We start from the raw sequence: 22,622 nt of genomic DNA on the forward strand, positions 1-22,622 counted from the left end.
CCAAAAATTAGTCTTTTATGCCAAAGTGGAATATAGCGGTTTCATCATATTTTTCTCCCGGTAGAAGTAAGGTAGAGGGGAAATTAGCATGATTGGGCGTGTCCGGAAAATGTTGTGTTTCCAAACAGAATGCCATGTGATCTGCATATTTTATATGATTTTTTCCTGTAAAGGTATCTCCAATTCCGTTCCCTGAATAAAATTGAACACCGGGTTGGGTGGTAGAAATAGTCATTGTTCTACCGGATTTGGGTTCCCAAACTTCTATTGCCTTTTTTAACTCTCCAACGGCCTTGTTAAAAACATAGTTGTAATGATATCCGTTAAAATCCAATTTATGAATGTTCTCACCTAGTGGAGTGGGTGTTGTTAAATCCCAATCCGTGCCTTTTACGGGAGCTAATTTTCCAGTGGGGATAATTTCTTCGTCAATTTCAGTATAGGTGTCCGCATCTATAGTAATGATATGGTCGTAGATTTTATCTTCCATACCATTAAGATTAAAATAGCTGTGTTGCGTCATGTTCACATGCGTAGCTTTGTCCGTAGTAGCTTCATAATGTGCTATAAGGCGGTTGTCATCGGTTAAGGTATAGGTTACATAACTATCCAAGGTTCCCGGGAACCCCATGGTTCCATCTTTTGAGAGGTGGTGTAGCTGAACAGAAGGTCCTTGATCATTTACTACGATCTTCGATGCCCAAACTACACGATCAAATTCATTGCCGCCATGCAAACAATGCTCGTTACTATTTTGAGAAAGTTGATAGGTAGTTTCACCTATTTTAAACTGACCGTTTCTTATCCGATTGGCAACGCGGCCTATGGTTGCTCCAAAACAGGGGTGCTCGGCTTTGTATTGTTCCAAATTATCAAAACCGAGCACAACATCTTCAAGCTTTCCATTTTTATCAGGAGCTAGGATGGAAGTTATGGTGCCTCCAAAATTGGTGAGTTTTACCACCATGCCATTGTCATTGGTAAGCGTGTATAAGGATACATTTTCACCATTGGCCGTTCCCCAGTTTTTGGAGGTGACCCCATTATGTTCTTGGGCGAACAATGGTGCTACGGCACAACAGAGAACCAACATACATAAAACACTGCTCAACTTTTTCATATCTATTTAGTTTGTTCTTTGCCGGATAAAATTCGAGAAAATTGATACCCTATTACTTTGGTTCTATAATATGCCCTCGTTCTCCTTCACTGTCCGCAGTATAACGTAATACTTTAGGAAACCCATCCCCACGGGCATTGGTAATTTCTTTTTTCCAAACTTCTCTCATTTCTTTTAATTTGCTTTCCAAATTGGAGTCAGAAGCTAGGTTTGTGACTTCTTTTGGGTCGTCTTTAAGGTTAAAGAGCTCTTCGTACACTGCGGGTTCTCCTTTTAAAGGTCCTTCGGCATAATCGCGGTAAACAGCAATATCCGGGTCGTGTACTTTGTACAGCATGGCGCTTGTATTGATACCCATTTGCTTTGCTGTGGCAATTTTCTTTAATGCAGAAAAGTTTTCATTTTTATAATAACGTATATATTTCCACTCCTTATCCTGTACGGCCTCACATCTTGGGTTTCCAAATTGGGTAGACCATAAATTTTCAGTGTAAAGGTACGGGCGTACGGCCTGTTCTTCACCAGCTAAAAGTCCGGTTAGATTTTTACCTTGATAAGTGCTTGGAATGGTAACACCGGCCATGGTCATCATGGTGGGAGCAATATCTATGCTCTGTACCAAAGCATCGGAAGTTTTACCTCGTTTTGATTTCTTCGTATTGGGGTCAAAGATAATCATGGGCACGTGGGTAGTTTCCTCATAGCACAAGGCCTTTCCGCCAAGACCGAATTGCCCCATAAAAAGACCATGGTCAGATGTGAAAACAATAACGGTATTCTTATCTAATTTTTGATCTTTTAATGTTTTCCTGAGCTGACCTATGAGTCTGTCTATACCGGTCATAGCTTCCATTTGTCTAATATATCGCTCTTTGAAACCTTCAGGAGTATCAACATAGTCATAGCCAGTTTGGCGGTCTCCGGCATGATGGATTTCGGCAGGAAGTTTAGGTGTTTTTATATTCTTTCTTGCAACATAATTTTCTGGTAATGGAATATTCTTGTCTCGATATAGGGTCTTATAAATCTCATCGTCCGAATCTCTCATTTGCATAGATCCGGTACCGGCACCATGGGGTAGGTTAAAGCAAACGGAAAGCATAAAAGGTTTTTCCGTTGGTCGCTGGTCTAGGAATTTTATAGCACCGCCCAATTTTTGCTGGTTGGATAAAAAGTCCTGCACACCTTCGCCAACAACTTCTACTTGGGTATCATATTTAGCATCTTTAAAAATCTTATGGCGGTCTTTAGGGTAAAAGCCCAAGTGGCCATGTCCTGCGTACCAGTAGTCAAAGCTTTTTTCCATAAGGCCACTATCATAACCACCTTCGCCAATGGGAACATGGTTCTTTCCTACCCAGCCGGTGTAATACCCGTTTTCTCGCATGACCATAGGGTAGGTGTTGGCCCAACCTTCTCTAGACATACTGGTGCCGGAATTAAAATTCACGCCATGCTTACGTTCGAATTGACTGGTTAAAATACTAGCTCTACTAGGAGTACAGATGGCGCTGGTAATATGGGCGTTGGTAAATAAAACCCCATCTTTTGCCAATTGGTCCAAATTGGGAGTCTGCACTATAGTATTTCCCGTGCAGCCCATAAGACCGTACTGTTGGTCATCCGTTAAAATGAAGATAAAATTAGGTTGCTCTTGGGCCGTAACCTGAACCGTTGCGTAGGTGTAAATGGCCAAAACAATAAGCCAATATTTAAACCGATTAGAATGTTTCATTTTGTCTGTTAAAATTAGTAATGCTTCCGTTTAAGATTTATTTACCAGTTGGACCTTCAGCTTTTTTTCTAAAAGCCTCAAAAGCTTTTTCTTCTTTGATCACATTTTTTGCATGTGGGTCTATCCATCCCGGTTCTAGGTTCTTTGCATCCCAAGCCGTATATGCCTTTTCTAATTCGGCCACTTTTTGGGGATTATCGGCCGCTACATCCGTTCGTTCCCAAGGGTCGTTCTTTAGGTTGAAAAGTAGGGTTTTACTTTTATAAGCACTTTTGTAAAGTTTGTAGTCACCAACTCTAACAGCATATTCAAAACCACCTACGGAACGCCAGAACAACTGTTCATGTGGCAAACCGGTCTTTCCGTCTAATATATAGGGCAGTAATGTGGTGCCGTCTAATTGGGTCTCCTTTTTTACGTTACCTCCGGCTGCTTCCAAAAATGTTGGGAAAATGTCTAATGAGCTAATGGGCTTTTTATAGTGCTGTCCGGCTTTTAGTTTTTTGGGCCATGTGATGAAGAAAGGGACTTTAATACCACCTTCGAACAACATGCCCTTATGACCGCGGTACGGACGATTATCCGCATGTTCCGTACGACCGCCATTATCGCTTAAAAACACTAAAATAGTGTTCTCTTTCATGCCATTGGCAACAAGTGTAGAATCTATTCTACCAACATTTGCATCAACAGCATTTACCATGGCCGCGTACACACTTCGCCCACCGTATTCAATATGTTTGGTATGTTCAAGATATTGTTTGGTAGCTTGGTCCGGTGCGTGCGGTGCATTGTAGGCCAAATACATAAAAAACGGCTTGTCATCTTTCTTGGTGATAAAGTCTATGGCCTCATCCGTAAAATCATCGGTAAGGTAACGCAATTCATTTTGTGGTACCGGTTTTCCGTTTCTAACAATAGTCTTGATAGGACCGTCAGGAATTCCCCAGTAGTTCATTCCACCACCTGCAAAACCAAACCAATGGTCAAACCCTTGATGAATGGGGTGTAGGCTAGGGTGGTCCCCCAAATGCCATTTACCAATTGCACTGGTGCGATACCCATGTTCCTTTAGGGCTTCGGGAATCATCTTTTCCGAAAGGGGAGTCCCTACCGTATCATCATTCTCGGAATCGTAAGGCATATTACAATCATGTCCAAAACGAGCTTGATAGCGCCCGGTTAATAATCCGGCTCTAGATGGACTACAATACGGATGTGGATACATAACCGTTGTCGAAAATAACGCCTTGAGAAGCCAATTTGTCCAAATTTGGAGTGGGTATGTCCGTAGCTCCGTTAAAGCCAACATCTGCCCAGCCTTGATCATCCGTTAGGACCACTATGATATTCGGTTTTTGATTTTGTGCCATACCCGTTAAAGCAGTCATGAGACCTATGGCCAATGTGTAAATGATTTTTTTGCTCATGGTAATATCTTTTCCTTTTCTATTTCAATGTTATTTTGTAAACAAGTGCAGCATCAGCTTCTGCCGGCATTTTTCTTGGAGCGGTAACCAATAGGCCTTCCGCTGTTTTTTTCCACTTTATTTTTTGATTACTGCCTAATACGGAAACCGATTTGATTTCCATATCCTTGGCCTTGTTCCCAAAAACGTCAAGAACGGTGTTGGCTTTCTCACCGGGCCATCCTAATTGAATGGCATAAACGGTTTTGTCTTTTTTGGTATAGCGAATATCCGCCGAATTTAAATCGTATAAACCGGCTTTAATGGCTCCATAATCATTCCACTCATCTTCCGGATTCCGTTTCATTTTAGTAGGACCTTGGCCGTAGGCAACAAAGGGGCGTGTATTGTAAATACTTTCACCGTATAGATTTAACCAAGCCCCAATACCTTCCATGGATTTGGCCTGTTCTTCCGGAATAATCCCTTCTGCCATAGGGGCTGCAGCTAAAATCATTACTCCGTTTTTACTCACCACTTCAGCCAATATCCGAATGGCTTTTTTAGGGTCTAAAGCGGTACGCTTGTCTTTATTATACCCCCACGAGCTGCCCAATTGAAAATCTGTTACCCAAACTTCAGGGGCAATATCTATGACTGTAGCTCTTTCTAAGTTTACAACAGCTAAATCCGTTGGGAAAAATGAGCCTTTGGTGTTTACCACTACTTCTTTATTCTGCTCTTGTGCCTTATTAAAATAGTTGGCCAAAAATTGCTTACGGTAGTCCTCTTGAATGTAGCCTTGCGCAAAATCCATCCAAATATAGTCAGGGGAATAGGCATTGATTACTTCATTTAGTTTTCCCAACCATATATCACATTCTTCTTCGTACGTGGTATTTCCGTAAAGAATACGATACTCATCTTCTTGAGGGACTTCCGGATTAGTATAGGTTACCGAGTGTGTACTTACCGGACGAAGAAAGCTATTCTCTTTTTTAGGATAAAAGTGCATGTGAAAACCATGATGAAACGTGGTCATGAATTTTAAATTTCGCTTTTTTACTTCGTCACCAATTTGCTTAACTACATCAATTTTAGGTCCCTTGTCAAAGGAGTTCCAAGGATTGACTTCACTTTCCCAAAGCGAAAAACCATCATGGTGTTCCGCAATGGTTCCTATGAATTTTGCGCCCATGTTTTCAAACATATCCACCCAGCGTTTTGCTGAGAATTTTTCGGCTTTCCATTGCGGTATAAAGTCGTGATAATCTACATCTCGCCCGTAGGTTTTGGTGTGGTAGTCATAAACATCTTTTCCCCATGTCTTTCTCCTGTCGTTTTCGTACATAAAACGGCCGTACCATTCATTTCCATTGGCGGGAACGTTATAAACGCCCCAATGAAAATAGACTCCTAACTTAGCATCTGCAAACCATCCGGGAGCAGCTTTGTGTTGTTTTAAATTTTCCCAATCGGGACCAAATTTGTCTTGGGCGTAGCATGTGCCCATAAAGGACAATATCAAAAAAAAGGTAATCTTGTTTTTCATTTAAATAATGTAAGTATGCTGGTTTATTTAAGTTCTTGGATTTTTATATTTCTGTAGGTAATCTCGGAGCCTTCGGCCTGAAGGGCAATGTTTCCTTTTTCTAAAGGAGTTCCGTTGGCATTTAAGAAGTCTTTCAGTTCATTGACCAATTGTCCGTTTTCATAGAATTTGGCACTTTTTGAGCCTCTTACCTCTACGCGAACTTTGTTCCAACCATCAACTTCATAATTACCATATTTATCACCTTCTATATAGGTTTTTTTTCCGCTGGAATCCAATAGTTTTTCAGAGCCGTCCTTTTGATACCATGTTACTTTTGGTCCTTTAATGACCCAGAGGTCCCCTGTGTCTCCTTCCTGAATCTGACATTCCAGACAGGTAGGCCAGATTACTTTTTCGCCTTGTACGTGGAATACGATTCCGGCATCGCGTTTGGCTTCTAGGCGAGGGGCAAATTTGCGCTCTCCCCACTTATATTCTAGTTCCAAATTAAAGTGACTGTATTCTTTGGTAGTGGTAATCATGCCAAAAGGGGCTTTTTCTCCTTTCCAGGCATAGAGTACTTCTATTTTGTTCTTTTTTATTTCGAATAATTTTTGATTGGAGGGCAGCTCACTTTGAGTGATAGTGTAGCTAGAGCTAAGTTCATTTTTTGGAAATGGGTTGGTCCATTCTAGCTTGGATTCTTGAGCTGAAAGAGAAAATAGGACACAAGAAAAAAGTGTCAACGTTAGAATTGAAGTGATTTTAGTTTTCATAGGGTCCGGTCTAGTAATACGGTGGCAAATTCTAAAAAAAATGTCCGTTGATAAGCAACGGACATTCTTAATACTACCACAAATGTTTATTCTAGACCAATTTTAGCATAATTAGGCCCCTATATAGACCAAATAGCTAAGTCTTGGAAAATAAACCGGCTTTAATCGTAAATGCGAATAATTTTGCCATTGCCTTTTCCATCAACACTTCTTACATACCCGTTTATTACTTTATTCATAGGAATAGGGTTGTGCCCCGGAAAATAATCTTTATATTTTTTATAGGCATCTTCTACCATGCCGGAAGAAACGGCATTTACCCTTATACCGTTTTCTATTTCTAATGCTACAGCTTGTACAAAGCTATGGATAGCTCCGTTTACCATGGCGGCACTAGTGGTCATGGCCACGGGGTCATCTGCCAAAATACCTGTGGAAAGGGTTATGGAACCTTGTGGTGCAAGAAATTTTTGGCCTATGCGAACCAAGTTGACCTGACCCATTAATTTACTGTTCAGTCCTATATGAAAATCATCTTCCGTAAGACGGTCAAAATTGTCCCATTTTGCTTCGCCCGCAATACAGATTATAGCATCAAATTTGCCAGCTTGCTCAAACATATTCACAATAGAGGAACTATCTTTAATATCCACTAGAAAATCACCGGACGTTCTACCGGCAATGACTACTTTATTTTTTTTAGAAAAATGGGCCACTACTTTTTTTCCTATAGTTCCGTGTCCTCCAATAATCAAGATTTTCATAGTTTCTTATTTTTAGGTTAAACGTTTTCTATTGTTCTGTTTTGGTCCTTTTTTTCTGGTTTTGTAAATAGTTAGGGTGGCAATGATACTCCACAACATATTAGATACAAATGGAGGAATGGCACTGTAATAATAACAGTTGGTTGCAATTAATAATCCTCCAAGTAGGTTTAAGTACTTACTATAGCCTAGAAATTTTTTATTTTCCATCATTGTGATGGCGTAGGCCAAGATGATGAGCCCCGAGCCCGTCCATCCGAAAATATCGATTAACAATTTCATTTTAAATAGTAATATCTATATATGTCGATTTGATAGGTTAAAAAATTAGAGCAAAAATTTTGCAAATTCGGTAATTATAGCTTCGTTTCTCTTAAAATAGGACCATTTTCCATGACGTGTCATAATCAATAAGCCACATTTTTCCATGCTGGTCAAATAATTGGATATGGTTGATTGCGACAGTTTGGATTTTTCGAATATATAGGAAGCACAGACCCCATCATTAAAATGCTTTATGCTTACATGTGGCGGAAAGTTCTTTTCAGGTTCCCTGAGCCACTCCATTATCTGCATTCGGGTGTTGTTAGATAAACATTTACTTATTTCAACTGCTTCTTTAATATCCATATATACAAATATCGAAAAATATCGATGTGTATCAAAAAAATTTTGGAATTTTATACAGGAAAATGTTGAACGGGACCATGCCCCATACCCAAAACCCTGTCTTTACCCTGTAGAATGGCTTTGTTTAAATAAGAACAGGCTTTTTTTACCGCTTCTTCAAGGTCGTATCCCAAACTTAATTGTGCGGCAATGGCAGAAGATAAGGTGCACCCTGTACCATGTGTATTTTTGGTATGTATACGTTTATTGGAAACGAACACTGTTTTCTGTGTATCGTACAAGAACAAGGTATCGGTCATTTGGTCAGAACCTTCCAGATGCCCTCCTTTTAGCAAAACCGAGGTTTTAAAGGTGTTACCAATTTCTTTTGCAGCTTCGGCAACACTGTTAAAATCAATTTTTTTATCAATGAGGATTTCTGCTTCAGGAATATTAGGGGTAATGAGGTAAGCATCGCCCAAAAAAGATTTTAGGCTATCCAATGCGGCTTTGTTTAGAAGTCTATCTCCGGATGTAGCCACCATTACCGGGTCTAGAACAATGTTCTTTACAGAATATTCTTTTAGTGTTTTTTTTACCGTTTCAATGACCTCAGCAGAGTGTAGCATACCAATTTTTATTGCTCCAAACTCAATATCCTCCAAAACTACAATTAGCTGTTTGCGTATGTGGGAGACGGGTATTGCATGAATATCAAAAACACCACGGGTGTTTTGAGCTGTAGTAGCCGTAATGACCGAAGCAGCAAAAGCGCCATTGGCACTAATACTTTTTATATCTGCCTGAATGCCTGCACAACCACCCGAATCACTTCCGGCAATAGTTAGAACACAAGGGTATACTGAATTCATAGATGCGGTAAAACAAGGGTGAGCCTAAGAAAACCAAATGTATCAAAATTATTTTAAAATAGGCTAGGGCAGAAGTTAGGTAATAAAGGTATGAATTCTTACAAAAAAATAAATTGCAGATTCTCTTTCCTGCCTGTGTTATACACTTGGTCACGTGCTTTTTGGTCATTGTAGTTTTAGAGTTTTTTTAAGGTGAAAACAAGAGAACATAGCAGCGAACTACAACGTTATAGTTAAATTTTGATTTGTATGTTGAAAAATGATACTCTTTAAAATACCGTAAATAAAGGCTTTATCGATGAAGTGCGTTTTTGAAAATAGTGTCATATACAAAATGTGCTATTTGACATACAGTGTGCCCTTACTAGACAACAATTAATGGCATAAGCTAAGGTTTGCAAATATATTTGATAATATTAACTTTACATATGTAGTCTTTTACTTACTTTTATAGTAAACCATATATATTTACACTAACCGCCACGTTATGAATTTTTCAATCAAAAGTTGCGTTTTTACATTGATAGTTGTGCTATTCTATGCTATTAATGTAGATGCTCAAATCAGTAGTAATCGATATACGGTAAACCTCACGCCTCAAAGTCTAGCTACCTGTGGGGGAGTCAATAATTCTCTTGAAGAAGTATTTATAAGAGGAGAAAATGGGAGCTGTAACGATTTTAGCATCACTTTTGATTTGCCTCCTGGCGTAGAGTATGTCTCAGGTACAGCAAGTATAACTTCTCAGGTAAATTCATCTGGGGACCCCATAGTTGCAAATCAATATTCTATAGGAGAAGGCGGTACGCCTTCTGATCCTGTTTTTACCATTTTGCGACCAAGTAACGCAAATTGGGATGTTGGCGATGAAGTAATTTTTACTTTTGAGCGTAGTGCTAATTGCGCCGCAGTAGTTCATTCAAATTCTGGCGGGCTGTTTAAAGACGCGCATAAGATTAACTTTCAGGATGCAGGTGGTGCCAATTCAGACTCAGATACATTAGAAACTATATCTTCTTATCCCTTAATGGCCGCTTCTTTAAATATTTCGGCAATACCAACTGTTGATGCCAATGTTGGTGAAACCTATACTAGAAATATTACACTCGCCCAAGGTGGTAACGGATGTACGGAAACATTCACATACTATGTTGATTTGGGAGTAGATGTAGATGATGAATATACATTGTCTTATGCAGGTACGGAGTTAACCCCTACATCAATTAACGGGCAGGTTTTGACCTATTTAATAGATTTAAATGCAGCACCTTTCGCAGGTGCTGTGGGTAATAATGACAATTGCTTTGACAATGGAGAGGTTATTATTTTTGAAGAAGCTTTTAGAGTTGATGATTGTTTGGATACCGCAATTATCCATAATACGTATTGGGGTTGTAATCCCGGTGAGATTTGCCAAGCTGCAGAACAGCAAACCGGTTCGTTAAACTTTGGCGCTAATGTACCTGATATAGCTATTTCAAAAGTTGGATCTACTACACCGGATTTATGTGGCGCGGTTACCTACACTATTAGAATAGAAAATACAAATACAGCTGTAGGTTCTATGGCATTAGACTTGGGTATTAATATTGGTAGTGGACATAATACATCTCCAGTTACTACTGCTGCTACTAACCCTCTTTGGGATTTTACCTATTTTAACACAAGAAGTGTTTCTAATTTTAGATTTGCTTCGGGTATTTCTTTTACACCAGAAGATAGACCAAGTACTATTTATCCGACTAGAGGGGATAATGGTACTTCAGTTTCTATACCGCCAAACTTTTTCAATTCTGATCCAGATGGACCGGGAGGTTTTGATGATTTGGATAATGACGGCTATTATGATGACTTACCACCAGGCGAAGCTACAGAACTATCTTTTGATTTTACGGTAACACCTAAAGATAATTGTGGTGTTGCAAGGTTTGATTATATGGGTTGGGAACATACTTATATAGATACCTATTTTAAAGATCAATGTAAGAGCGACCGTATTCCAGAACGTATTGATATTGGGTATTTCAATATTATTAGAGATTACCAAGATGTTACAGAAGTTGAAGCACCTACGGATATTGTAAACAATGAAGATTTTGTTGTGAGTATCGCCCCGGCATTTTATGCAGGTGGAGCAGGTTTACCTACTATAGACGGTACCGCTATGTTTTCTAATGATGCCTCTTCAGAATGGAGTATAACACTTACTGTGCCTACAGGTATGGCGTTGCAAACACCTTTACCGGCTGGTTTTACGCAAAGTGGTAACGAAGTAACGTATACAACTACGGACATGTACGCAGGTAGATTCAAAGAATGGGTAGATTTTCCTATGACTTTCACATGTGGCCCCAATGGTATACAATCTATACCGTATACAACTAATTATACGGCCACAAGTTCAGCTGGTGTTTGTTGGTCTCAAGATATTCATTGCGGTACTGTAAATATATATACACATTGCCCTGGTGGCTGTGTGGGTCCTGCAATTGAAGGTTTTAAAGCCAGAAGACTTACTGCTGGTTGGACGGATAATAGTATGACCACTAAGGTTGTCTTAGATGATAATACAGATGGTATCAAGAAATATTTAGCTGGTGATCAAATGAAGATTACCACTACGGCATCAATAAATAATATTTCATTAGATAACTTATATTTCGATTTAACATATGATACAGCTAGTGCTGCTGCAGGTGGTTCTGGTATTATAACTTTAGTTGATTCTAAAATTACCATCAATGATAATAGCGCAGGTACGTCTAATTCACGCACCCTTACTAATGCACCCGTCTTAACCACCAATAATTCAACTGAGCATATGCTTAGTTTTGATTTAAGTGATGAAAAAGACTTAATAAGTGCGGCTTATTTGTTTGAAGGCGATGCAACTGATAGGGATATTGTGGAACTTGAATTGACTTTTGAGTTCAGTAAAGATTTTCAAGATATAGCCTATTTTGAACTTACAAATTTAAGAGGTGAATTCTTTGCTTTTACTGATTACCCGGCAAATACTGCACCTAATAGAGTAGGTTGTGACACTTGGGGAGACAGAGCATATTATTCAAGACCTAGAATATACGGTGCCAACCTTGCTCATGCAACTGATGGTTGTACGCCATCAAATGGAATCATATATAATATGGTCAAAAATATGGCACCTGCCGATATGCATGCTGATGAATATAGACCTTTAACGTTATGGAAATCTACCGTAATAGATATCCCAGAAGGAGCTAGATTTACAGGAAATGTTACATCGATACAATTTCAAGGGGCATATTCAACAACTACTGGCGAATTTATAGCCACAGAAACAGGAAATCAAATAATTATTACCCCTGGTCCTAATTTTAGAAATAGAGATCAAAGTGGAACAATTATACCAAGATTATATGTAGAATTTATGGGTACTTGTGAGTCACCTGCGTCTGCGCAGTATGATTTTACGGTCAATTATGATGATTTTGCTTATGCAACTCCGGTACCTTCAAGTTTCTCTTATACCAATACGTTTAGCTATACGCAACCTAGCTTTCAAATTCAATCTCCATTACCTACAGTTAATGGTGATGCCTATACTGTAGATTTTGATACTAATATAGATAACAAAAGTCCAGATGATGTGGATTATAACTGGTTGCAGGTTACCTCTCCAGAGGGTCTTAATATAACAGGTGCATTTTCAGTAGCCGCAGGGGTTGAAACTCCGGTAAATTTCTATCAATCTGGTGATAAAACATGGATAGAGGTAGGGTCTATTGCGGCCGGATCTACAAAATCTATACGTTTTAAAGCTGACTTTGATGACTGTCAAGATCAAACTGTCCTAGTGGAACATGGTTGGGATTGTTCTGGTTATCCTGGGTATCCCGATACTAGTGTAACCGTTTCAGATTTTCAGGCAGTTGGTGCAACTTGTTACCAGAACTCTACATCTATAACTTTAGAACCTAAAGGTTCACAGGTTCAAGTGGCCATTACTGACCAACCTAGCACGGCACAAGCTCTGTGTACACCATTTAATATAGGAGTTGATGTCATTAGCGCACAATTAGGGGATTTAATTAATCCGTCGTTGCAGTTTGCTATTCCTGGCGGGGACGGTGGTATAACTATTGTTAGTACAGATGTTACTTACCCCAAGGGTTCGCTTGATCCTGCAGATACTCAAGCGGTAACGGTTACTATAGAAAATGGTATTGCCAAAGTAAATTTATTGGAACATACCGGTATCCTTGCCTTAAATGGTATTGCGGGTAATCCAGCGGAAAATTCAATAGATGAAAGAACGGCACATGTTGATCTTGAAATTCAATTGGAGTGTGATTTTATTTCAAATTCAGAATTTACTTTTAAAGTGTATGGGGAAGAACCATGTGGTGATCTCGCCGCGGGTAACGGTTCAAGAGTTGTATCAAATTCTATACAGGCACTAGGAGCTGTAGCTCCTTATAATGCCATAAGTAATATTAACCTACCTGGTTTTGGAGCACCAATTCAAGGTTGTGGTATTACTGATGAAATTAGTGTAGTAACTACAATAACAGGTGGTACAACGGGGAGTTCTGATTTTGGAAAAATAACCTTAAGATCAGGCATTGCTTACGTACCATTATCTTTTGCAAGTGCAGACGGTGCTTCATTTGTAAGTGTATCAACTGTAGGAGACCATGAAGAACTCATTTTACAATATCCGGCCGGTGTAACTGCTGGTTCTACAATAAATTTCGACTTTGATTTTATAACCACCAACGAGGGTATTTGTGATGATTCGGCAGAAGTTCAGATAGTAAACTATGTTACAGTAAGCGGTATAACTTGCTCTACTACTAACTGTGCGGATTTTCAAGTAGCTACAGGTTCTTCCTATGAGGTAATGCCATTGGAAAAACCAATTTTGGTCGGCACGGCTAACGATAGTTTCTTTTCAGTAGATACGAGTAATAACTACGAATACCATTTATCTCTTGATATTGAGAACACGGCTCTTGTAGATGCCGATGCTGGTTATGCTTATAGTGTATATTGTGCAGATGTAAATGGAGATATTGATGGTGCTGCTATAGCTACGGGATCAATAGCCGATGCAATTCCAAATTCGTCTACGATTACTGACGAAATTGTGTTTACTACTTCTGGAGCAGCTTGTTCTGGTACTAACTTTATAGTAGAGTTTTTACCTTCTAGCACCAACTGTCAATGTGAGGCTATCTTGGTTGAGGTTTCTGTGGCTTCAGGTGCGCCGCTAGATTTAGATGACGATAATGACGGTATCCCTGATGTTATTGAAGTGTATAATGGAGATTCAGATGGTGACGGAATTTTAGATTACGAAGATCCTGATTTCTGTGCAGCTAATTTTGATGGTGTAAACGGATGGGATTGTGCAACAATGGGCTTACCTGATCCAGATGATGATTTAGATGGAGACGGTACTCCAAATTACTATGATACGGATTTCCCAACTTGTGGCGGATTAAATGCCAATGGTGTATGTATCAATTTTGATACTGATGGCGATGGTATTCCAAATCAGTTAGACCTAGACTCTGATAATGATGGTATTACTGACCTTGTTGAGACCGGTTCTGGTAATATAGATGCGGATGGTGATGGTGTCATAGATATTCTTACAGATGTAGATAATGATGGGCTTGCAGATGTAGTAGATAATGATACTACGGACGGTCCAGAAGGTAGTGCGCCCTGTACTCCGCAAAATGGTTGTGTTCAAGTAAACTCTACATCAAATGTTTTTGATACAGATGGAGATGGGGCTACTGATGAAAGCGGTGATTTTGATGGAGACGGAATAATAAACGCCTACGATTTGGATAGTGATAATGACGGTATTCTAGATACAGTTGAAGCACAAACTACAAGTGGCTTTAATACACCAGGAGCTATTGATCCTTTAACAGGTATCCCGGCAATTGGTGCAGATACTGATGGTATAGACCCAATTGATACTGACGGTGATGGCAATCCGGATTACCTAGATTTAGATGCCGATAACGATGGTATTACAGATACTTTAGAAGCTGGAGGCGAAGACGCTGATGGTGATGGTGCGGTAGATGGTTTTGTGGATGCTGATGGTAACGGTGTTGCCGATAGTGTTGACACAACTCCTTTGCCAGATGAAGATTCTGATAATGACGGGATTCTAGATAGATTAGATTTAGATTCTGATAATGATGGAATAACGGATACTACCGAAGCTGGTGGTATAGATAGTGACAGTGACGGTATCATTGATACGTTTATGACCGATACCGATAATGACGGACTTGCGGATAGTGTTGACCCAGTTGGTCCTACTACTCCAGGTACACCAATTCCAAATCCGGATACGGACAATGACGGTTTAGACGATAGAATAGATTTAGATTCTGAAAATGATGGTATTCCAGATGTTATTGAAGCTGGCGGTTCTGACCCGGATAACGATGGTAGAATCGGTACAGGTCCAATTACAGATACAGATGGAGACGGACTTTCAGATTTAGTAGATCCAAATGATAATACAACAGGTACACTAGACGATGGTCCAGGTACTCCATTACCAATAGACAATTTTGATGGAGACAGTGTTCCTAATCACTTAGATATAGATTCTGATAATGATGGTATTACGGATACTACAGAAGCTGGTGGACTAGATGTTAATGGTGATGGTGTTGTAGATGGTTTTGATGATACCGTTACAACAGACGGTTGGGATGACGCTACGGCAGCATCTCCACTTCCAATTCCTAATTCAGATACTGCAGGCGGTCCAGATTATTTGGACATTGATGCGGATGATGATGGTATTCCAGATAACGTAGAAGCACAGACTACAGCGGGTTATATTGCTCCTGCTGATGCTGAAGCAGCTAACGGATTAGATACCAATTATCCTGTAGGTTTAACCCCTGTGGATACGGACGGTGATTTAATTCCTGATTATTTAGATGCGGATTCTGATGCGGATGGTGTTAGTGATGTTGAGGAAGCAGGTCAAGGTACAATGGTAGACCCTTTAGCCGATGCTGATGGAGATGGCTTAAACGATGCTTATGATGATACAACTGCTGGTTATGATGTAAACAATGACCTAGATACAGGTGCAATTGCTACAGATAATGTAGATGATTTAGACACTTCAGAGGTTGATTTTAGGTCCATATTAGATTCTGATAATGATGGTATCATGGATACGGTTGACATTGATGATGATAACGACGGAATTTTAGACACCGATGAAACAGGAGATACAGATGGTGATGGTATTCCAGATAGTATTGATTTAGATTCAGATAATGACGGTATTCCTGATTCTATAGAGGCTGGTGGTACAGATACAGATGGTGATGGTCATATAGACTACCCAACTCCTGGTGACCCATCTTCAATGACGGATACGAATAATGATGGTCTTGCGGATGAAATTGCAACAACTCCTTTACCAGATGAGGATTCGGATGGTGATGGTATTAAGGATAGAGTAGACTTGGATTCAGATAATGATGGTATTGCAGATGTAACGGAAGCCGGTGGTCCAGATACGGATAATGATGGTGTTATTGACACTTTCGCAACAGATACAGACCGTGATGGTTTAGCAGATAGCGTTGATCCAGTTGATGCAACTACTCCTGGTACGCCTTTAGAAAATCCAGATACCGACGGTGACGGATTTGATGATCGAATAGATACAGATTCAGATAATGATGGTATTCCAGATGTAACGGAAGCTGGTGGTTCTGATCCGGATAACGATGGTGTTATCGGTACAGCTCCCATTGCCGATGCAGATGGTGACGGACTTTCAGATATTGTAGATACAGATGATAATACAACTCCAACTGCTACAGATGGTCCAGGTACAGCTTTACCAATAGATAATTTTGATGGTGATGCTAATCCTAACCACTTAGATATAGATGCAGATAATGACGGTATTCTAGATGTAGTTGAAAATGGAACAGGCGCTTTAGACACCAATAATGATGGTGCTATAGACAGTACTGATGATGTATTCCTAGATGCAAATGACAACGGTCAAGCGGACGATACAGAAGGTACTGCGCCATTAAATACAGATACAACAGGTGGTGCAAACTACATAGATATTGATGCAGATGATGATGGTATTCCTGATAATGTAGAAGCACAAACAACTGCAGCTTATGTTGCTCCAGATGATGCTTTTGACGCTGAAGGTTTAGATACTCAATATGCAGGTGGAATTACACCTGAAGATACAGATGGGGATTTAATTCCTGATTATTTAGATCCGGATTCTGACGGTGATGGTACTCCAGATATTATTGAAGCAGGGCAAGGAACTATGACTGATCCTTTATCTGATGCGGATAATGACGGATTAAACGATGCCTTTGATGATACGCCCGGTACAGATGTAAACAATGATTTGGATACAGGTGCAGAGGGTACGGATAACGAGGATGATTTGGATACTGACGAGGTAGATTTCAGGTCTATCCTAGACCGTGACCAGGATGGTATTATGGATATCGTTGATCTAGATGACGACAATGATGGAATTTCAGACTTAGATGAGTCAAACGGAATGGATCCGAGTGCCGATGATGATAACGATGGTATCGTAAATTATCTAGATGATGATCCAGCTAACCCAGCAGTGGGTGATGTAAACGGAACGATAGAGCCAGCATTTGATTTTGATGGTGACGGTATTCCTAACCACTTCGATATCGATGCAGATAATGACGGTATATATGATGTATATGAAGCAGGTAATGATGCTTTAGATACCAACAATGATGGTGTTATTGATACTAACGATACCGGTTTTGCAGATTTAAATACAGATGGACAAGCAGATAGTTCCGAGGGAACAATTCCTTTAACTACAGATACTACGGGCAATGCAGATTTCTTGGATATAGATGCAGATGATGATGGTATTCCAGATAATGTGGAGGCACAGCCTACCTCAGGTTATGTTGCTCCAGCTGATGCTTTTGATTTCAATGGTGTAGATACAAACTACCCTAACGGTTTAAGACCAGAGGATACAGATGGGGATTTAACTCCGGATTATATAGATTTTGATTCGGATGATGATGGAACTTCAGATGTTGTGGAGGCTGGTCAGGGAGCAATTACAAATGCTACGGCGGATACAGACGGAGACGGATTGAACGATGCTTTTGATGATACGCCGGGCTTAGACGTAAACAATGACTTGGATACAGGTGCTGACGGTACGGATAACGAAGATGACGTAGATCCAGCTGAGGTTGATTTCAGGTCTATCCTAGATCGTGACCAAGATGGTATTATGGATATTGTTGATTTGGATGATGACAATGACGGAATTCCTGATTTAGAGGAATGTAGCGGAATGGGAAGTGTTTCTTTAATTCCCGATGGTGACTTTGGAGTAGCGGATACTGCTAACGACACCTACTTTAATGGAGCCGGTGATGGTGCGGGTAACCCGGACAATTACGATACCTACACCAAACCAATGCCAGCGGGCATTACAACCACGTATGGGAATGATGCACCTAGACCTTCTGATGGTAACTATGCATTGGTCACGAACTCCGTAGGTCTTTCATATGTAGCAGGTGAACCTATTCCTAACTTTTGGTTAGATATAGAAGATTATACTACAGATGCTCCGGGCGAGTTGGGATACTTTGCTCTTTTTAATGCAGATGGTGCAGCAGGTCGTTTCTATGAACAGACAATAACAGGTTTGGTAGTAGGTGAAACCTATGAGTTTAAGACGGCAATTATCAACTTGTTCAACCCTGGGTATGCAGATAACGGTACGGAACAATTCTTAGGAAACACACCAATTGCACCAAACGTTTCAATGTTAGTGCTTAACAGTGGAGGTACTGTGGTGGATCAGTTTAATTCAGGAGATATTCCTAATGATGGGGAATGGAAAGTAGTTTCATTGATTTTTACGGCTACGGAAACAAGTATGACTTTCGCTATAGATAATAATACAGGCGGAGGTATTGGAAACGATTTTGGAATTGATGGTATTTCTTTGACACAATCCTGTGATTTTGATGGAGACGGTATACCGAACCCGTTTGATTTAGATTCTGATAATGACGGAATTCTTGATATTGTTGAGGCTGGAGGAACCGATACGGATAATGATGGTCGTGTTGATGGCTTCACAGATGCTAATGATGATGGTCTAGATGACGATACAGCAGCAGACCCATTACCCTTACCAAATACGGATACGGCTGGGAATGCGGATTTCTTGGATATCGATGCGGATGATGACGGTATTCCGGATAATGTAGAGGCACAGCCTACAATTGGTTATGTGGCTCCAGCAGATGCTTTCAATAGAGACGGTGTAGATACCAACTATCCAACAGGCCTGGTTCCTGAAGATACAGATGGTGATTTAACGCCAGATTATTTAGACTTGGATTCTGAAAATGATGGTATTTCCGATATGCTCGAAGCAGGTCAAGGTATCTTAACAGATCCATTGGCAGATGCAGATGGGGATGGTCTTAACGATGCTTATGACGATACTCCTGGCAATGATGTAAACAACGATTTGAATACTGGTGCGGACGGCACGGATAATGTGGATGATGCAGACATGGCTGAGGTTGACTTCAGATCAATATTGGATTTTGACCAAGATGGTATTCCGGACACGATAGATTTAGATGATGACAATGATGGAATTTCGGATTTAGATGAAGCTAACGGAATCGACCCAAGTGCCGATGATGACAACGATGGTGTGCCCAACCATTCAGATGATGACCCAAGTAATCCTGCAATCGGAGATGTAAACGGAACAACGGAGCCAGCATTCGATTTTGACGGTGATGGAATTCCGAACCACTTTGATATAGATGCGGATAATGATGGTATCGTAGATGTTGTGGAAGCTGGTAACGGTGACCTTGATACGAACAATGACGGAGTAATCGACAATAATGATACCGGTTTTGCCGATACGGACGATAACGGTCAAGCCGATAGTTCGGAAGGAACAACACCACCAAATACAGATGGTACAGGTGAAGCTAACTTCTTGGATATAGATGCAGATGATGATGGTATTCCAGATAACGTAGAAGCACAACCTACGGATGCGTATATCGTACCGGCAGATGCTTTTGATACAGTAGGATTAGATACGAACTACCCAGGTGGAATTGAGCCAGAAGATACCGATATGGATGGTATTCCTGATTATATCGATTCGGATTCAGATGCAGATGGTATTTCAGATATGTTGGAAGCTGGTCAAGGTACTCTTGTAGATCCTTTAGCCGATGCTGACGCAGATGGTCTTAACGATGCTTTTGATGATACCCCTGGTATTATTGTAAACAACGACTTGGTCACGGGAGCAATCGCTACGGATAACGAAGATGATGCAGATGTTGCAGAAGTAGACTTCAGGTCAATGCTAGATACGGATCAAGACGGTATTCCAGATACGGTAGATCTTGATGACGATAACGATGGCATTTCAGATTTGGATGAGGCCAACGGAATCGACCCAAGTGCAGATGATGATAACGATGGTGTTCCAAACCATTCCGATGATGATCCTAACGATCCATTGGTTGGCGATGTAAATGGAACAACAGAACCAGCGTTCGATTTTGACGGTGACGGTATCCCTAACCACTTTGATATTGATGCCGATAATGATGGTATCGTAGATGTAGTGGAAGCTGGTAACGGTGACCTTGATACGAACAATGACGGTGTTATTGATACTAATGATGACGGATTTGCCGATACAACTGGTAACGGTCAAGCAGATAGTTCGGAAGGAACAACACCACCAAACACAGATGGTACAGGTGAAGCTAATTTCTTGGATATTGATGCCGATGATGACGGTATTCCAGATAATGTGGAAGCACAACCAACTGATGCTTACATAGTTCCAGCGGATGCTTTTGATGCAACCGGATTGGATACAAATTACCCAGGCGGAATTGAGCCAGAAGATACGGATATGGACGGTATTCCTGATTATATCGATGCTGACTCAGATGCAGATGGCGTAAGTGATGCTTTAGAAGCTGGTCAAGGTACTATGACAGATCCATTGGCAGATGCTGACGGAGACGGTCTTAACGATGCCTACGATGATACTCCTGGTTTAGATGTAAACAATGATTTGGATACAGGTGCCATTGGTACGGATAACGAAGATGATGCAGATTTAACGCAAGTAGATTTTAGGGATATCTTAGATTTTGATCGCGATGGTATTCCTGATACATTCGATCTTGATGATGATAACGATGGTATAGCTGATTTAGTAGAGACCAACGGAATCGACCCAAGTGCAGATGATGATAATGATGGTGTTCCTAACCATTCTGATGATGATCCTAACGATTCATTAGTAGGAGATGTAAACGGAACAACAGAACCAGCATTTGATTTTGACGGTGACGGAATTCCTAATCACTTTGATATTGATGCTGATAACGATGGTATTACAGATGTAGTGGAAGCCGGTAACGGCGCACTTGATACAAATGGTGATGGTGTTATTGACGCTGATGAAACTGGTTTTGCAGATGCAAATACTGATGGTCAAGCAGATAGTTCAGAAGGAACAGTACCACCAAATACAGATGGTACAGGTGAAGCTAACTTCTTGGATATTGATGCTGATGATGATGGTATTCCAGATAACGTAGAAGCGCAACCTACCTTAGCGTATGTGGTTCCAGCAGATGCTTTTGATGAAGTAGGCTTGGATACCAACTACCCCGGTGGATTGGTACCAGATGATACGGACGGCGACGGAACTCCAGATTACTTAGACCTTGATTCTGAAGATGACGGTGTTTTAGATATTGATGAAGCTGGTCAAGGTACCTTTACAGGTGTTGATTCTGATTCGGACGGATTGGATGACGGTTTTGACGATACCCCAGGTTTAGATGTAAACAATGATTTGGATACAGGTGCCGATGGTACGGATAACGATGACGATGATACTACACCAGAAGTAAACTTTAGAGAAATTGGCGATAGCGATGGAGACGGAGTCCTTGACACTCAGGAGGAAGCAGACGGCACGGATAAGAATGACCCATGTGATTATGTAATAGAGAACGTTACCTTGGATTTCTCAGGTGATTACCTAGTTGCAGATTGTGATGGAGATGGTGTAATCAATGGTCAAGAGCTAGAAGATAATACCAATCCGGAAGACCCTTGTGATTACATAGAAAATAGTATTACCTTACAACAAGAAGGGGATTATCTTATATCTGATTGTGATGGAGACGGTCTAACCACTGCTCAGGAAGAAGCTATAGGTACAGATCCAGATGTTGCGGATACGGATGGTGATACTATTGTAGATGGTCAGGAAATTGTGGATGGAACAGACCCTCTTAACCCGTGTGACTCATTAAACGGCGTACCTACATTGGAAGCAGGTTGTGATCCGGAGTTAGTAGAAACAGGTGTTTCTGTTACTAATGAGATCATAACACCGGATAATGATGGAACCAATGATACATTTATAATTGATAATATAGAATCCTATCCAAATAATACCGTACAGATTTATAACCGTTGGGGTATTATCGTGTATGAGATGTCAGGTTATGACAACGGAGCTAATTCTTTTAGAGGTATATCTAATGGAAGAGTAACAATTCAAACTGATTCTCAATTACCTGTAGGAGTGTATTTCTATATTATTAAATATGAAAACAAAGGTGATAATTTAAGCAAAGCAGGCTACCTATATATCAACAGATAAATTCCCCAAAAAACGAA

The 22,622-nt window shown here is 40.3% G+C and carries 11 protein-coding genes; 1 reads left to right on the top strand and 10 read right to left on the bottom strand.

All coding sequences use genetic code 11. The features are described 5' to 3' along the window. Nucleotides 1-7 precede the first annotated feature (7 nt). The 10 genes from H9565_RS11440 to thiD form a co-directional block, all read right to left on the bottom strand. On the bottom strand, nucleotides 8-1,120 hold the full coding sequence (locus tag H9565_RS11440) for an aldose epimerase family protein (RefSeq protein WP_215439730.1): 1,113 nt from the start codon (nucleotides 1,118-1,120) through the stop codon (nucleotides 8-10). Nucleotides 1,121-1,172: 52 nt separating this feature from the next. Next, entirely contained in the window at nucleotides 1,173-2,855 is a 1,683-nt protein-coding gene (locus tag H9565_RS11445) for a sulfatase-like hydrolase/transferase (RefSeq protein WP_215439732.1), read from the bottom strand. A gap of 37 nt (nucleotides 2,856-2,892) precedes the next feature. Next, the gene (locus H9565_RS11450; protein WP_317195439.1) at nucleotides 2,893-4,167 is read right to left on the bottom strand and encodes a sulfatase-like hydrolase/transferase; all 1,275 of its coding nucleotides are present in this window, start codon (nucleotides 4,165-4,167) and stop codon (nucleotides 2,893-2,895) included. Continuing rightward, nucleotides 4,061-4,285 (bottom strand): sulfatase-like hydrolase/transferase, encoded by a 225-nt coding sequence (locus tag H9565_RS20165; protein WP_246560549.1) that lies wholly within the window; start codon nucleotides 4,283-4,285, stop codon nucleotides 4,061-4,063. The genes H9565_RS11450 and H9565_RS20165 overlap by 107 nt, the downstream gene beginning before the upstream one ends. A 19-nt stretch (nucleotides 4,286-4,304) precedes the next feature. After that, nucleotides 4,305-5,816: an alpha-L-fucosidase gene (locus H9565_RS11455; protein WP_215439734.1), complete on the bottom strand. Its 1,512-nt coding sequence runs from the start codon at nucleotides 5,814-5,816 to the stop codon at nucleotides 4,305-4,307. A 23-nt stretch (nucleotides 5,817-5,839) separates the two neighbouring features. After that, nucleotides 5,840-6,574: a 3-keto-disaccharide hydrolase gene (locus H9565_RS11460; RefSeq protein ID WP_215439736.1), complete on the bottom strand. Its 735-nt coding sequence runs from the start codon at nucleotides 6,572-6,574 to the stop codon at nucleotides 5,840-5,842. A gap of 161 nt (nucleotides 6,575-6,735) precedes the next feature. After that, nucleotides 6,736-7,338 carry a short chain dehydrogenase gene (locus H9565_RS11465; RefSeq protein WP_215439738.1) on the bottom strand — a complete coding sequence of 201 codons (603 nt, stop codon included), beginning with the start codon at nucleotides 7,336-7,338 and terminating at the stop codon, nucleotides 6,736-6,738. Nucleotides 7,339-7,350: 12 nt separating this feature from the next. Next, a complete protein-coding gene (locus H9565_RS11470) occupies nucleotides 7,351-7,620 on the bottom strand; it encodes a hypothetical protein (RefSeq protein ID WP_215439740.1) in 270 nt (89 codons plus the stop codon). Between the two features lie 45 nt (nucleotides 7,621-7,665). Further along, nucleotides 7,666-7,914: an ArsR/SmtB family transcription factor gene (locus H9565_RS11475; RefSeq protein WP_317195440.1), complete on the bottom strand. Its 249-nt coding sequence runs from the start codon at nucleotides 7,912-7,914 to the stop codon at nucleotides 7,666-7,668. Between the two features lie 104 nt (nucleotides 7,915-8,018). Next, nucleotides 8,019-8,819: a bifunctional hydroxymethylpyrimidine kinase/phosphomethylpyrimidine kinase gene (gene thiD / locus H9565_RS11480; protein ID WP_215439744.1), complete on the bottom strand. Its 801-nt coding sequence runs from the start codon at nucleotides 8,817-8,819 to the stop codon at nucleotides 8,019-8,021. Between the two features lie 487 nt (nucleotides 8,820-9,306). Between thiD and H9565_RS11485 the strand changes: the two genes are divergently transcribed. Continuing rightward, a complete protein-coding gene (locus H9565_RS11485; RefSeq protein ID WP_215439747.1) occupies nucleotides 9,307-22,605 on the top strand; it encodes a T9SS type B sorting domain-containing protein in 13,299 nt (4,432 codons plus the stop codon). The last annotated feature ends 17 nt before the right edge of the window (nucleotides 22,606-22,622 follow it).

Origin of the sequence: Zobellia russellii (genome assembly GCF_018728565.1) — a bacterium.
In the GTDB taxonomy this organism is placed as follows: Bacteria; Bacteroidota; Bacteroidia; order Flavobacteriales; family Flavobacteriaceae; genus Zobellia; species Zobellia russellii.

What these genes read in the sequence shown, in the direction of transcription:
- H9565_RS11440 (WP_215439730.1), bottom strand. Translation starts at nt 1,120, where the DNA reads ATGAAAAAGTTGAGCAGTGTTTTATGTATGTTGGTTCTCTGTTGTGCC.
- H9565_RS11445 (WP_215439732.1), bottom strand. Translation starts at nt 2,855, where the DNA reads ATGAAACATTCTAATCGGTTTAAATATTGGCTTATTGTTTTGGCCATT.
- H9565_RS11450 (WP_317195439.1), bottom strand. Translation starts at nt 4,167, where the DNA reads ATGTTGGCTTTAACGGAGCTACGGACATACCCACTCCAAATTTGGACA.
- H9565_RS20165 (WP_246560549.1), bottom strand. Translation starts at nt 4,285, where the DNA reads ATGAGCAAAAAAATCATTTACACATTGGCCATAGGTCTCATGACTGCT.
- H9565_RS11455 (WP_215439734.1), bottom strand. Translation starts at nt 5,816, where the DNA reads ATGAAAAACAAGATTACCTTTTTTTTGATATTGTCCTTTATGGGCACA.
- H9565_RS11460 (WP_215439736.1), bottom strand. Translation starts at nt 6,574, where the DNA reads ATGAAAACTAAAATCACTTCAATTCTAACGTTGACACTTTTTTCTTGT.
- H9565_RS11465 (WP_215439738.1), bottom strand. Translation starts at nt 7,338, where the DNA reads ATGAAAATCTTGATTATTGGAGGACACGGAACTATAGGAAAAAAAGTA.
- H9565_RS11470 (WP_215439740.1), bottom strand. Translation starts at nt 7,620, where the DNA reads ATGAAATTGTTAATCGATATTTTCGGATGGACGGGCTCGGGGCTCATC.
- H9565_RS11475 (WP_317195440.1), bottom strand. Translation starts at nt 7,914, where the DNA reads ATGCAGATAATGGAGTGGCTCAGGGAACCTGAAAAGAACTTTCCGCCA.
- thiD (WP_215439744.1), bottom strand. Translation starts at nt 8,819, where the DNA reads ATGAATTCAGTATACCCTTGTGTTCTAACTATTGCCGGAAGTGATTCG.
- H9565_RS11485 (WP_215439747.1), top strand. Translation starts at nt 9,307, where the DNA reads ATGAATTTTTCAATCAAAAGTTGCGTTTTTACATTGATAGTTGTGCTA.